This is a genomic window from Kitasatospora sp. NPDC048286, assembly GCF_043201735.1.
GTDB lineage: Bacteria > Actinomycetota > Actinomycetes > Streptomycetales > Streptomycetaceae > Kitasatospora.
Window position 1 is genome coordinate 504549 of the sequence record NZ_JBICZE010000004.1, and the last position, 15806, is coordinate 520354.

General features: G+C 74.0%; 1 protein-coding gene. It reads right to left on the bottom strand.

The annotated features are described in order from the left end of the window. Window positions 1-8: 8 nt before the first annotated feature. Window positions 9-15773, bottom strand: coding sequence for an SDR family NAD(P)-dependent oxidoreductase (locus ACGF13_RS12605; RefSeq protein WP_392872809.1), 15765 nt, complete (start codon window positions 15771-15773; stop codon window positions 9-11). Window positions 15774-15806 lie beyond the last annotated feature (33 nt).

Below are 15806 nucleotides of genomic sequence, written 5' to 3' on the forward strand. Positions count from 1 at the left end.
GCACGAGGTCAGAGCCCCAGCTCGTTGTCGATGAAGTCGAAGAGGTCGTCGTCGCTGGCCTCGTCGAGCCGCTCGGTGACGGCCTCGCCGGCCGCCGGGGCGGCGGCGCCCCACAGGGCGAGCAGGTCCTGGAGGCGGGCGGTCAGCCCGGCCCGGACCGCGTCGTCCAACGGACCGGCCGCCAGCGCCGCCAGGGACGCCTCCAGCCGCCCGAGTTCGCCGAGCACCGGCTCGACGGAACCGCCGGCACCGGAGGTCCTCAGCTCGCCGGCCAGGTGCCCGGCCAGCGCGGCGGGGCTCGGGTGGTCGAACAGCAGGGTGGCCGGCAGCCGCAGCCCGGTGGCGGCGCCGATCCGGTTGCGCAGCTCGACCGCCGTCAGCGAGTCGAAGCCCTGCTCCAGGAAGCCGCGCCCGGGCACCACCGCGTCGGGGCCCGCGTGGCCGAGCACCGCCGCGCCGTGCGAGCGGACCAGGTCCAGCAGGATCCGGTCCCGCTCCTCCGGCTCGGCACCGGCCAGCCGCTGCCGCAGCGCGTGGGCGGCGTCGCCCGAGGCGTCCACCGCCCGGCGGGCCGCCGACGGCGCCAGCGTGCGCAGCACGGCCGGTACGGCCGCCCCGGCGGCGCGGGCCCGCAGCGCCCGCAGGTCCAGGGCGATCGGCACCAGCACCGGCTCGTCGCCGGCCAGCGCCCGGTCGAGCAGCGCCAGGCCCTGCTCCGCGGTCAGCGCCGAGACACCGCCCCGGGCCATTCGGCGGGCACCGGTGCCCTCCAGGGCGGCGGCCATCCCGCCGGACTGCTCCCAGAGCCCCCAGGCGAGCGAGGTGCCGGGCAGGCCGCGGGCGGCGCGGTGCTGCGCCAGCGCGTCCAGGAAGGCGTTGGCCGCAGCATAGTTCGCCTGGCCGGCGTTGCCCAGCGTGCCCGCCGCGGAGGAGAACAGGACGAAGCGGGCGAGGCCAGAACCGGCCGTCAGCTCGTGCAGGTTGAGCGCCGCGTCGACCTTGGGCCGCAGCACGGCGTCCAGCCGCTCGGGCGTGAGCGAGCCGATCACGCCGTCGTCGAGCACACCGGCGGTGTGCACGACGGCCGTCAGCGGGTGGGCGGCCGGGACGGTCGCGAGCACCTTGCCCAGCGCCTCCCGGTCGGCCGCGTCGCAGGCCGCGAAGGACACCGCGGCGCCCAGCCCGGACAGTTCCTCGGCCAGCTCCCGCGCCCCGTCGGCGGCCTCGCCGCGACGGCTGAGCAGCAGCAGGTGACGCACCCCGTGCTCGGCCACCAGGTGCCGGGCGACCAGGCCGCCCAGCGCTCCGGTGGCACCGGTGAGCAGCACCGTGCCGTCCGGGTCGAGGGCGCCCTGAGCGGTGCCCGGGGCCTGCGCCCTGGCGAGCTGCGGGATCAGCAAGGCGCCGCCGCGCACCGCCAGTTGGGGCTCCTCGGCCGCCAGGGCGGCGGGCAGCGCCCGGGCGGCGTCCGGTGCTTCGTCCAGGTCGACCAGGACGAAGCGTCCCGGGTGCTCGGACTGCGCGGACCGCACCAGGCCCCAGACCGTGGCCGCGCCCGGGTCCGGCACCCCGTCCCGCGGGGCGGCGGCCAGCGCACCCCTGGTGAGCAGCACCAGCCGGGTGCCGGCGAAGCACTCCTCGGCGAGGAACGCCTGCACCAGCGTCAGCACGCGGAAGGCGGCGACCCGGGCGTTGTCGGCGACGTCCGTGGCGTCGGCGCTGTCGGCCCGCAGGCCGCCGGCCGGGCAGGTCAGCAGCAGCACGTCGGGAGCGGTGCCCGACTCCACCAGGCCGAGCAGGTCGGCGTGGCGGTCCGGCACGGTACCCGCGGCGGCCAGGGCCTCGGCCACGCCGAAGGCGTCCTCGCCCAGCAGCGCCCAGCGGCCCTCGGCCACCGGCTCGGCCGGGGAGGCCGACGAGGTCGCCGACGCGACGGACGGAGCCGACCAGTCCAGCCGGAAGAGCGCGTCCTTGTGCGACGCGCCGCCCGCCCGGGCCAGCTGCTCCCGGTCCACCGGCCGCAGCATCAGCGAGTCCACCGTCGCGACCGGACGGCCCCCGGCGTCCGCGACGGTCAGCGCGACCGCGTCGCGCCCCGCCGCCGCCAGCCGGACCCGCAGCGCGCCCGCGCCCGAGGCGTGCAGCTCGACACCGCTCCAGGAGAACGGCAGCAGACCGCCGCCCTCCCGGTCGGCCAGGACGCCCAGCCCGATCGCGTGCAGCGCGGCGTCCAGCAGCGCCGGGTGCAGACCGAAGCCGGCGGCGTGGTCGGCCAGTTCCTCCGGCAGGGCGACCTCGGCGAACACCTCGTCGCCGCGCCGCCAGGCGGCCCGCAGGCCCTGGAACACCGGGCCGTAGTCGAACCCGGACGCGGCCAGCGCCTCGTACCAGCCGTCGACGGCCACGGGCTCGGCCCCGGCCGGCGGCCACTCGGTCAGCGACTCGCCCTCCGTACCCGCGGCCGAGGCCAGCGCGCCGGTCGCGTGCCGGGTCCACGGCTCGTCCGCCGAGGCCCGCTCCGAACGGGAGTGGACGCTCACGGGCCTGCGCCCGTCCTCGTCCGGCCCGCCGACCAGCACCTGGACAGCCAGCCCGCCCTGCTCGGACAGCACCAGCGGCGCCGCCAGCGTCAGTTCCTCCAGCACCGCACAGCCGACCTCGTCCGCCGCCCGCATCACGAGCTCGACGAAGGCCGTGCCGGGCAGGATCACCGTGCCCGCGACCGCGTGCTCCGCCAGCCACGGGTGGGTCCGCAGCGACAGGCTGCCGGTGAACAGGTGGCCCTCGCCGTCGGCCAGCGCCACCGCCGCACCCAGCAACGGGTGGTCGGTCCGCCCGAGCCCGAAGGCCGTCGCGTCCCCGGCCCGGCGGACACCGACCGCCGGCCAGTAGCGCTCGCGCTGGAAGGGGTAGGTGGGCAGGTCGACGCGGCGGGCGCCGGTGCCGGCGAACAGCGTCGGCCAGTCGACGGCCGCGCCGTGGGCGTGGGCGGTGGCCAGGGCGGTCAGCGCGGTCCGCGCCTCGGGGCGCCCGGCGCGCAGCGCGGGCACGAACACGCCGCCGTCGACGCAGTCCTGGGCCATCGCGGTGAGAACGCCGTCGGGGCCCAGCTCGACGAAGACGCTGACGCCCTGGTCCTCCAGGGCCCGCATGCCGTCGGCGAAGCGGACGGCCTCGCGGACGTGGCGCACCCAGTACTCGGGCGAGCACAGCTCCTCGGCGGTGGCGAGGGCGCCGGTGACGTTGGAGACCACCGGGATGACCGGGGCGCTGTACGTCAGGCCCTCGGCCACCTCGCGGAAGTCCGCCACCATGCCGTCCATCAGCGGGGAGTGGAAGGCGTGGGAGACGCTGAGGCGCTTGGTCTTCTCGAACTTCCCGGCGATCGTGAGCACTTCGGTCTCGTCGCCCGAAATCACCACGGACGTCGGCCCGTTGATCGCGGCGATGCTGACGTTCTCAGTGAGCAGCGGCAGGACATCGGCCTCGGCGGCCTTGACCGCCACCATCGCGCCACCCTCGGGCAGCGCCTGCATCAGGCGACCGCGAGCGGCGACCAGCGCGGCGGCGTCGTCGATGGAGAGAACGCCCGCGACGTGCGCGGCCGCCAGCTCGCCGATCGAGTGACCCACCAGGAAGTCCGGACGGATGCCCCAGCTCTCGAAGAGCCGGAACAGCGCCACCTCGACGGCGAACAGCGCCGGCTGGGTGAACTCGGTGCGGGCGAGTACGTCGGCGTCCTCGCCGAAAACCGTCTCCTTCAGCGGCAGTTCGAGCTTGGCGCACACGGCGTCGAAGGCCTCGGCGAAGACGGGGTGGGCCTCGTACAGCTCACGCCCCATCCCGGGACGCTGGCTCCCCTGCCCGGTGAACAGGAACGCCAGCTTCCCGGTGTCGGCCGTGCCTCGCACCAGGCCGTCCGCGAACTCGCCCCGGGCGAGCGCCGCAAGAGCCTGCAGCACCCCGTCCCGGTCGGCCGCCGTCAGCACGGCCCGGTGGTCGAACCGGCCCCGCGTGACCGCCAGCGAGTAGGCGACGTCCGCCGACTCGACGGAGCCGTCGAGGTGGGAACGCAGGCGAAGCGCCTGGTCCCGCAGCGCGGCCTCGGTGCGGCCGGACAGCACCCACGGAAGCAGCTGCCGGGCGGCGGTGCCCGCCTCGCGCGGAGCGTCGGCGGGGGCCTGCTCGATGATGGCGTGGGCGTTGGTGCCGCTGAAGCCGAAGGAGGAGACGGCCGCGCGACGCGGACGCCCGGTCTCCGGCCACGGCCGGGCCTCGGTCAGCAGCTCGACCGCGCCGGAGGCCCAGTCGATGTGCGGGGACGGCTCGTCCACGTGCAGGGTCTGCGGCAGCATGCCGTGCCGCATCGCCATGACCATCTTGATGATGCCGCCGACGCCGGCCGCCGCCTGGGTGTGACCGATGTTGGACTTCAACGAACCGAGCCAGAGCGGCTCTTCGGCACGCTCCTGGCCGTAGGTGGCCAGCAGTGCCTGAGCTTCGATCGGGTCGCCGAGGGTGGTACCGGTGCCGTGCGCCTCGACCGTGTCCACGTCGTTGGCCGTGAGGCGCGCGTTGGCGAGGGCCTGGCGGATGACGCGCTGCTGGGACGGACCGTTGGGGGCGGTGAGGCCGTTGCTGGCACCGTCCTGGTTGATCGCCGAGCCACGGACGACCGCGAGCACCTGGTGCCCGTTGCGCTGGGCGTCGGACAGGCGCTCCAGCAGGAGCATGCCGACACCCTCGGACCAGCCGGTGCCGTCCGCGTCGGCCGAGAAGGCCTTGCAGCGGCCGTCGAAGGAGAGCCCGCCCTGGCGGCTGAAGTCGATGAACGCGGCCGGGGTGGACATCACGGTCACACCGCCCGCCAGGGCCATCGCGCACTCGCCGTTGCGCAGGGCCTGGGCGGCCAGGTGCAGGGCGACCAGGGAGGAGGAGCAGGCGGTGTCGACGGTGACCGCCGGGCCCTCAAGCCCGAAGGTGTACGCCAGGCGGCCCGAGATGACACTGCCCGCGTTGCCGGTGCCCAGGTAGCCCTCGGCGCCGGACGGGACCGACTCCAGCAGCGAGGCGTAGTCGTGGTACATCACGCCCGTGAACACGCCGGTGGCGCTGCCGCGCAGAGCGGCCGGGTCGACGCCCGCCCGCTCGAAGGCCTCCCAGGACGTCTCCAGCAGCAGGCGCTGCTGCGGGTCCATGGTGAGCGCCTCGCGGGGGCTGATGCCGAAGAAGCCGGCGTCGAACTCGGCGGCGCCGTGCAGGAATCCGCCTTCCCGGGTGTGACTGCCTCCGGGCTGGGTGCCGTCCGCGCCGAACAGGGCGTCGAGGTCCCAGCCACGGTCGGTCGGGAAGAGCGAGATGCCGTCGCCGCCGCCGTGCACCAGCCGCCACAGGTCCTCGGGCGAGGAGACCCCGCCCGGGTAGCGGCAGGCCATGCCGACGATCGCGATCGGCTCGTCCACGACGGTCGTGGACAGCACGTCGGCAGCCGCCGGGGCCTCGCCGACGAGCTCGTCGCGGATGAAGTCGGCGAGCGCGGACGGCGTCGGGTAGTCGAAGACCAGCGTGGCCGGCAGGCGCAGACCGGTGGCCGCGTTGAGACGATTGCGCAGCTCGATGGCGGTGAGGGAGTCGAAGCCCAGCTCACGGAAGGCGCGGGCCGGGTCGACCCCTTCCGCCGAACCGTGGCCCAGGACCTCGGCCACCTGGGTGCGGACCACCTCGCGGACGGCCTCGTCGCGGCGCGCCACCGGCAGGGCGAGCAGGCGCTCGGCCAGCGAACCGGCGGCCGCGGTGCCGCCGCTGGCGGCGGTCCGGCGGCGCGGCGTACGGACGAGTCCGCGCAGCAGCGGCGGGACCTCGCCGGCGCCGGTCATGGCCACCGGGTCCAGGTGCATCGGGACGAGCAGGGCGCGGTCCACGGTGAGCGCGCCGTCGAGCAGGGCCAGGCCCTCCTGCGAACGCAGCGGCGCCACGCCGGCCCGGGCCAGGCGACGGACGTCGGCCTCGGACAGGCTGGTGGCCATGCCACCGTCCTCGGCCCACAGGCCCCACGCGAGCGAGGTGGCGGGCAGGCCGTCGGCCCGGCGGCGGGCCGCCAGAGCATCGAGGAACGCGTTCGCGGCGGCGTAGTTGCCCTGGCCTGCGGCGCCGAACACGCCGGAGGCGGAGGAGAACAGGACGAACGCCGACAGGTCCATTCCGGCGGTCAGTTCGTGCAGGTGCCACGCCGCGTCGACCTTCGGGCGCAGTACCGCGGCCAGGCGCTCCGGCGTCAGCGACGACACCACACCGTCGTCCAGGACGCCAGCGGTGTGGATCACCGCCGACAGCGAACGACCCTCCAGCAGCGCCGTGACAGCGTCGCGGTCGGTGACGTCGCAGGCGACGACGTCCACCTCGGCGCCCAACCCGGTCAGCTCGTCCCGCAGTTGGACCGCTCCCGGCGCGTCCAGGCCGCGACGGCTGGTCAGCACCAGACTCCGCACCCCGTGCACCGTGACCAGGTGCCGGGCCACCAGCGAACCGAGACCACCCGTACCACCCGTGACGAGGACCGTGCCCTCACCCAGCGACACGCCGTTGTCCGGTTCGGTAGCGACGCGCACCAGACGCGGCGCGAACGCCACACCGCCGCGCACCGACACCTGCGGCTCACCACAGGAGAGGACACCCGACGGCAGCTCGGCGTCTGCCTCCAGGTCCACCAGCAGGAACCGGTCCGGGTTCTCCGACTGCGCCGAGCGCACCAGACCCCAGACCACCGACTCCGCCAGACCCGCAGCAACGGCGCCACGCGTCACCACGGCGAGCCGCGAAGCGGCGAACCGCTCCTCCGCCAGCCAGCCCCGCACCAGCTCCAGCGCCCACACACCGGCAGCGTGCGCGGCCTCGGCCACGTCACCGCCGCCCGCCTGCGGAGCCTCGACGACCACGACCTCCGGGACCTCGTCCCCGGCCAGCTCGGCCAGTGACGAGAACAGCTGAACGTCGGCGGCCGACCCGGCCCCGAGCGCGATCTCCGCCCAGTCCACGCCGAACAGCGAGTCGATCGACCCGCCGGCCGCCGCCAACTGCCCGGCGACCACCGGCCGCAGAGCCAGCGATCGGATGGTCCCGACCGGCTGCCCCTCGGCGTCCGCCAGCGTCAGCGACACCGCGTCCGTACCGGCGGACACCAGCCGCACCCGCAGCGCGTCCGCACCCGCAGCGTGCAACTCGACACCAGCCCACGCGAACGGCAGGTGCGCCTGGCCCTCGGCCCGGACGAACCCGCCCAGCCCCACCGCCTGCACCGCCGCGTCCAGCAGCGCCGGGTGCAGACCAAAGCCGGCGGCGTGGTCGGCCAGTTCCTCCGGCAGGGCGACCTCGGCGAACACCTCGCCGTCGCGGCGCCACGCCGACCGCAGACCCTGGAACGCCGGCCCGTACACCAGCCCGGCCTCCGCCAGACCCCGTGCGAACGCCTCCACATCCACGGCCTCGGCACCCGCCGGCGGCCACTCCACCAGACCCGCACCCTCAGCAGCCGACGCACCCTCCGCCAGCACACCCGAGACATGACGGACCCACTCCGACGAGCCCTCGGCCCGACCGTGCACAGCCACCGAACGGCGCCCGGACGCGTCCACCGCGCCCACCGTCACCTGGACCTGCACACCACCCGACCCCGGAAGCACCAACGGCGCCTCCAGCGTCAACTCCTCCACCAGCGAGCAACCCACCTGGTCACCCGCCCGCACCGCAAGCTCCACGAACGCCGTACCCGGAACGATCACCGAACCCAGCACAGCATGATCGGCCAGCCACGGGTGCGACTCCACCGACAGACGACCCGTGAACAGGAAGCCCTCCGCATCGGCAAGAGCCACCGCCGCACCCAACAGCGGGTGATCGGCCGCACCGAGACCGGCGGACTGGACGTCCCCGGTCAGAGCAGGGGCGTGGAGCCAGAACCACTCGCGCTCGAAGGCGTACGTCGGCAGGTCCGTGACGTGGGCGCCGGCCTTCGCGAAGAACCCTCGCCAGTCGACCTGGGCGCCCTGGACGTACGCGGTGACGAGCGCCGTCAGCGCGGTCTGCGCCTCCGGGCGCTCGGCACGCAGCGCCGGGGTGAACACGCCCTGCTCGACGCACTCCTGGCCCATGGCCGAGAGCACGCCGTCCGGGCCGAGCTCGACGAAGGTGGTGACACCCTTGGCTTCCAGAGCCCGCATGCCGTCGGCGAAGCGAACGGCCTGGCGGACGTGGCGCACCCAGTACTCGGGCGAGCACAGCTCCTCGGCCGTCGCAACCGAGCCGGTGACGTCGGAGACGACCGGGATGCGCGGTGCGCTGTACGTCAGGCCCTCCGCGATCCGGCGGAAGTCGTCCAGCATGCCGTCCAACAGCGGGGAGTGGAAAGCGTGCGAGACCTTGAGCTGCTTGGTCTTCTCGAACTGACCGGAGATCGACAGAACTTCGGACTCGTCGCCCGAAATCACCACGGAGGAAGGCCCGTTGACGGCCGCGATGCTCACCTGAGCGGTCAGCATCGGCAGCACCTCGGCCTCGGTGGCCTTGACCGCCACCATCGCGCCACCCTCGGGCAGCGCCTGCATCAGCCGGCCGCGAGCGGCGACCAGCTTGACGGCGTCGTCCAGCGACAGCACGCCCGCGACGTGCGCGGCCGCCAGCTCGCCGATCGAGTGGCCGACCAGGAAGTCCGGACGGACGCCCCAGCTCTCGAAGAGCCGGAACAGCGACACCTCGACGGCGAACAGGGCCGGCTGGGTGTACTCGGTGCGAGCCAGCAGCTCCGCGTCATCGCCGAAGACAGCGTCGCGCAGCGGGAGTTCGGCCCGCGAGCACACGGCGTCGAAGGCCTCGGCGAACACCGGGTAGGCCTCGTAAAGCTCACGCCCCATGCCCGGACGCTGGCTCCCCTGCCCCGTGAACAGGAACGCCAGCTTCCCGCCCGAGGCGGCACCCGTCACCAGCCCACCGGCTGTACCGCCCTCGGCCAGCGCCCGCAGAGCGGACGCGAGCCCGTCGCGGCTGTCCGCGACGACGCCGGCGCGGAGGTCCATCGTCGCGCGGGTGGTGGCCAGCGAGTAGGCGAGGTCGGTGACCCGCAGCTCGGGCTCGGCCTCGACCAGGGCGAGAAGTCGCTGGGCCTGGCCACGCAGAGCACCCTCGCTCTTCGCGGACAGCACCAGCGGCGCCTGACCGTCCTCCTCGTTCCCGGTACGAGCCGGACGCTTCTCCGCCGGGGCCTGCTCGATGATCGTGTGGGCGTTGGTGCCGCTGATACCGAAGGAGGAGACGGCAGCTCGACGCGGACGTCCGGTCTCCGGCCACGGCCGGGCCTCGGTCAGCAGCTCGACGGCGCCCGAGGCCCAGTCGATGTGCGGGGACGGCTCGTCGACGTGCAGGGTCTGCGGCAGCACGCCCTCCCGCATCGCCATGACCATCTTGATGATGCCGCCGACGCCGGCCGCCGCCTGGGTGTGACCGATGTTGGACTTCAACGAGCCCAGCCACAGCGGCTCTTCGGTGCGCTCCTGGCCGTACGTGGCCAGCAGCGCCTGCGCCTCGATCGGGTCACCGAGCACCGTGCCGGTGCCGTGCGCCTCGACCACGTCGATCTGGTCCGAGGCCAGTCGGGCACCGGCCAGCGCCTGGCGGATCACCCGCTGCTGGGACGGCCCGTTGGGGGCGGTCAGCCCGTTGCTCGCGCCGTCCTGGTTGATCGCGCTGCCGCGCACCACCGCGAGGACCCGGTGGCCGTTGCGCTGGGCGTCGGAGAGGCGCTCCAGCAGGAGCATGCCCACACCCTCGGACCAGCCCGTGCCGTCCGCCGCCGCCGCGAACGACTTGCAGCGGCCGTCCATGGCCAGACCGCGCTGCTTGCTGAACTCGATGAACGCGCCCGGGGTGGACATGACCGTCACACCACCGGCCAGCGCCATCGTGCACTCGCCCTCGCGCAGGGCCTTCGCCGCCCAGTGCAGGGCGACCAACGACGAGGAACAGGCGGTGTCGATGGTGACCGCCGGACCCTCCAGACCCAGGGTGTAGGCCACCCGGCCGGAGGCGATGCTGCTCGAACCACCCGTACCGAGGTAACCCTCGACACCGGCCGGAATCGCGTGCAGACGCGAGGTGTAGTCGTGGTACATCACACCGGCGAACACACCGGTCGCGCTGCCCTTCATCGAGGCCGGGTCGATGCCCGCGCGCTCGAACGCCTCCCAGGACGTCTCCAGCAGCAGACGCTGCTGCGGGTCCATCGCCGACGCCTCACGCGGGCTGATCCCGAAGAACGCCGGGTCGAACAGACCCGCGTCATGCAGGAAACCACCCTCCGTGACGTAACTCGTACCAGAGAGACCCGAGTTCACGTCCTCCAGAGCGTCCAGGTGCCAGCCACGGTCAGTGGGGAAGGACGTGATGCCGTCACCGGCGCCGAGCACCAGCTGCCACAGGTCCTCAGGCGAGGCGACCCCACCCGGGTAACGGCAGGCCATCCCGACGATCGCGATCGGCTCGTCATCGCGGTACGACCTGACCGCGGGCAGACTCGGGCGCGACTCCTCGGCACGGCCGACGAGTTCGGCGGCCAGGTGACCGGCAAGCGCCTCCGGCGTCGGGTAGTCGAAAACCAGCGTCGCCGACAGGCGCAGGCCGGTGGTCGCGTTGAGGCGGTTGCGCAGGTCCACGGCCGTCAGCGAGTCGAAGCCGAGGTCCTTGAACGCCCGGACCGGGTCGATGCTGTCGGGGGCGGCATGCCCGAGGACGTACGCGACCTGCGCCTGCACCATCGCCAGCAGCGTGCTCAGCCGCTCGGACTCGGTCAGGCCGGCCAGGGCCCGGGAGAGCTCGACCGACGCGCCGGTGCCGGTACCGACCTTGCGGCGGCGCGGCGTGCGAACGAGAGCCCGCAGCAGCGGCTGGACCTCACCGCCGCCGGTCATCGCCACCGGGTCGAGGTGCATCGGGACGACCAGGGCGCGCTCCAGCGTGAGCGCACCGTCGAACAGGGCCAGGCCCTCCTGGGCGCGCAGCGGGGCGACGCCCGCGCGAGCAAGGCGACGGACGTCGGCCTCGCTCAGGGCGGCGGACATGCCGCCGTCCTCGGCCCACAGGCCCCACGCGAGCGAGGTGGCGGTGAGGCCGTCGGCCCGGCGCTGCTCGGCGAGCGCGTCCAGGAACGCGTTCGCGGCGGCGTAGTTGCCCTGGCCGGCGGCACCGAAAACGCCGGAAGCGGAGGAGAACAGGACGAACGCCGACAGGTCCATCCCGGCAGTCAGCTCATGCAGGATCACCGCCGCGTCCACCTTCGGACGCAGCACCGCCGACAGCCGCTCCGGCGTCAGCGACGACACCAGGCCGTCATCCAGCACACCGGCGGTGTGAACCACCGCCGACAGCGAACGACCCTCCAGCATGCGGGCGACAGCGTCACGGTCGGACACGTCGCAGGCGACGACGTCCACCTCGGCGCCCAACCCGGCCAGCTCGTCCCGCAGTTCGACCGCTCCCGGCGCGTCCAGGCCACGGCGGCTGGTCAGCACCAGACTCCGCACCCCGTGCGCCGTGACCAGGTGCCGGGCCACCAGCGAACCGAGACCGCCCGTACCGCCCGTGACGAGGACCGTGCCCTCGCCCAGCGACACGCCGTTGTCCGGTTCGGTAGCGACGCGCACCAGACGCGGCGCGAACGCCACACCCCCGCGCACCGCGACCTGCGGCTCGCCACACTCCACAACGCCCGACGGCAGTTCGGCGCCCGCCTCCAGGTCCACCAGCAGGAACCGGTCCGGGTTCTCCGACTGGGCCGAGCGCACCAGACCCCAGACCACCGACTCCGCCAGACCCGCAACACCCGACGCCGCATCGACCGACACAGCACCACGCGTCACCACAGCCAGCGTCGAAGCGGCGAACCGCTCCTCCGCCAGCCAGCCCCGCACCAGCTCCAGCGCACGGACCGCAGCCGCGTGCACCTCATCGGCACCGGAACCGTCCGCAGAACCGAACTCCACTGCCACCAGCGACGGCACAACCTCCACGGCGTCCAGCTCCGCGAGGTCACCCACCACGAGGACCTCGCGGCCCGTCTCACCGAGCGCGATCTCCGCCCAGTCCACGCCGAACAGCGAATCGGTCGACCCACCCGCGGCCGCCAACTGCCCGGCGACCACCGGCCGCAGCACCAGCGACTCCACCGAACCGACCGGACGGCCCTCGGCGTCCGCCAGCGTCAGCGACACCGCGTCCGCACCCGCCGACACCAGCCGCACCCGCAGCGCACCCGCACCCGAGGCAACCAGCGACACACCCGACCACGCGAACGGCAACCGGCCCGCTCCCGCGTCCTCCACCAGGCCACCGAGCCCGACCGCGTGCAACGCCGCGTCCAGCAACGCCGGGTGCAGACCGAAACCGGCCGCCTCCCCCGCCACCGCCTCCGGCAGCGCCACCTCGGCGAACACCTCACCGTCGCGACGCCACGCCGAGCGCAGACCCTGGAACACCGGGCCGTAACCGAACCCGACGCCCTCCATCGCCCCGTAGAAGCCGTCCAGCTCCACCGCCTCGGCACCCGCCGGCGGCCACTCCACCAGGCCCGCACCCTCAGCAGCCGACGCACCCTCCGCCAGCACACCCGAGACATGACGCGTCCAGAGGCCGTCCTCACCGGCGCCCTCGACCCGCGAGTGGACCGTCACCGAGCGACGACCCCCGCCGTCGGGCGCACCGACCCAGACCTGAACCTGCACACCGCCGGACTCCGGAAGCACCAGCGGCGCCTCCAGCGTCAGCTCCTCCACCAGCGAGCAACCCACCTGGTCACCCGCCCGCACCGCGAGCTCCACGTACGCCGTGCCCGGAACGATCACCGAACCCAACACCGCATGATCGGCCAGCCACGGGTGCGACTCCACCGACAGACGCCCCGTGAACAGGAAGCCCTCCGCATCGGCCAGCGAAACGCCGGCCCCCAGCAGCGGGTGATCGGCCGCACCCAGGCCCAGCGAGGCAACCTCGCCCATCCAGCCCGAAGCCACCGCCGGCCAGTAGCGCTCACGCTGGAACGCGTACGTCGGCAGCTCGACCGGGGGAAGCGCCACCCCTGCCGTCCAGGCCACCGGGACGCCGTGGACGTGCAGGCTCGCCAGGCACTCCGCGACACCGGCCCGCTCGTCCCGGCCGTTCCGGAGCGCCGGAACGAACACGCCCTGCTCGACACACTCCTGGCCCATGGCCGAGAGCACACCGTCGGGGCCCAGCTCCAGGTACGTGGTGACGCCCTGGGCCTCCAGAGTGCGCATCCCGTCGGCGAAGCGAACCGCCTGGCGGACGTGGCGCACCCAGTACTCGGGCGAGCACAGCTCCTCGGCAGTGGCCAGGGCACCGGTCACGTTGGAGACCACGGCGATCTGCGGCGCCGCGTAGGTCAGACCCTCCGCCACCTGGCGGAAGTCGTCCAGCATGCCGTCCATCAGCGGCGAGTGGAAGGCGTGCGAGACATTGAGACGCTTGGTCTTCTCGAACTGCCCGGCGATCGCCAGCACTTCGGACTCGTCGCCCGAAATCACCACGGAGGACGGCCCGTTGACGGCCGCGATGCTCACCTGAGCGGTCAGCAGCGGCAGGATCTCGGCCTCGGTGGCCTTGACCGCCACCATCGCGCCACCCTCGGGCAGCACCTGCATCAGCCGGCCACGCGCCGCCACCAGTGTCACCGCGTCGTCCAGCGACAGCACACCGGCCACGTGCGCGGCCGCGATCTCACCGATCGAGTGCCCGACCAGGAAGTCCGGACGGACCCCCCAGCTCTCCACCAGCCGGAACAGCGCGGTCTCCACCGCGAACAGCGCCAGCTGGGTGAACTCGGTACGGGCGAGAACGTCCGCGTCCTCCCCGAACACCGCCTCCTTCAGCGGCAGTTCCACCCGCGCGCACACCGCGTCGAAGGCCTCCGCGAACACCGGGAAGGCGGCATACAGCTCACGCCCCATCCCCGACCGCTGGCTCCCCTGCCCGGTGAACAGGAACGCCGTCCGTCCGTCGCCGGCCACGCCCCGCACCACGCCCGCCAGCGGGCGGTCCGCCGCGAGGGCGTCCAGCGCCGCGAGCAGTGCGTCGCGGTCGCCGTGGCCGGTCACCGCGGCGCGGTGCTCGTGGTGGCTGCGGGTGGCGGCGAGGGCGAAGGCCGTTCCGTCCAGCGGGAGTTCGGGGTGTTCTGCCAGGTGGGCGCGGAGGCGTCCGGCCTGGGCGGCGAGGGCGTCCGCGTTCCGGCCCGACAGCAGCAGCGGGAGCGGGGCGGTGGTGCCCGGGGTCCCGGCGGGTGCCTGCGCCGGCTCGGTGGTCGGCGCGGGCACCTGCTCCAGGATGACGTGGGCGTTGGTGCCGCTCATGCCGAAGGAGGAGATGCCGGCCCGGCGCGGTTCGCCGGTCTCGGGCCAGTCGCGCGACTCCGTCAGCAGCTCGACGGCGCCGGCCGACCAGTCCACGTGCGGGGACGGCTGGTCGACGTGGAGGGTCTGCGGCAGCACGCCGTGCTGCATGGCGAGCACCATCTTGATGACGCCCGCGACACCGGCGGCGGCCTGGGTGTGCCCGATGTTGGACTTCACCGAGCCGAGCCACAGCGGCCGGTCGGCGGCGGCGCGGCCACGGCCGTAGGTGGCGAGCAGCGCCTGGGCCTCGATCGGGTCACCCAGCGAGGTGCCGGTGCCGTGCGCCTCGACGGCGTCGACCTGGGCGGGGGTGAGCCGGGCGCCGGCCAGGGCCTGGCGGATGACCCGCTGCTGGGCCGGACCGTTGGGGGCGGTGAGGCCGTTGCTGGCGCCGTCCTGGTTGATCGCCGAGCCGCGCACGACGGCGAGCACCGGGTGGCCGTTGCGGCGGGCGTCGGAGAGCCGCTCGACGAGCAGCATCGCGACGCCCTCGGACCAGTTGGTCCCGTCGGCGGCGGCCGCGAAGGGCTTGCAGCGGCCGTCCTCGGCGAGGCCGCGCTGGCGGCTGAACTCCAGGAAGGCGCCGGGCGTCGACATGATGGCGACGCCGCCGGCCAGGGCGAGCGTGCACTCGCCGTTGCGCAGCGACTGGACGGCCAGGTGGAGGGCGACCAGGGAGGAGGAGCAGGCGGTGTCGACGGTGACGGCCGGGCCCTCCAGGCCCAGGGTGTAGGAGATGCGGCCGGAGACCACGCTGGCCGCGTTGCCGGTGCCGAGGTGGCCCTCGAAGCCCTCCTGGGAGATCAGCAGCAGGTTGGTGTAGTCCTGCATGTTGGTGCCGGCGAAGACGCCGACCCGGGTGCCGCGCAGGGCGGCGGGGTCGAGGCCGGCCCGCTCGATGGTCTCCCAGGAGGTCTCCAGCAGCAGGCGCTGCTGCGGGTCCATGGCGAGGGCCTCGCGCGGCGAGATGCCGAAGAACGCCGGGTCGAACTCGGCGGCGCCGTGGATGAAGCCGCCCTCGCGGACGTAGCTGGTGCCCTGCCGGTCGGGGTCCGGGTCGTACAGCGCGTCCAGGTCCCAGCCGCGGTCGGCCGGGAACGGCGTGATCGCGTCGCGGCCGTCCCGCAGCAGGTGCCAGAGCGTCTCGGGCGAGTCGACGCCGCCGGGGAACCGGCAGCCCATCGCGACGATGGCGATCGGCTCGGTGGAGGCCGACTCGGCCTCGCGCAGCCGCTCCCGGGTGTCCGCCAGGTCGGCGGTGACCTTCTTGAGGTAGCCCAGCAGCTTCTCTTCAGCGACCATCGCTGGCCAACTCCTTCTGGTGATCCGGCAGTCCGGTGGTGCTCTGTCGAATGCCGG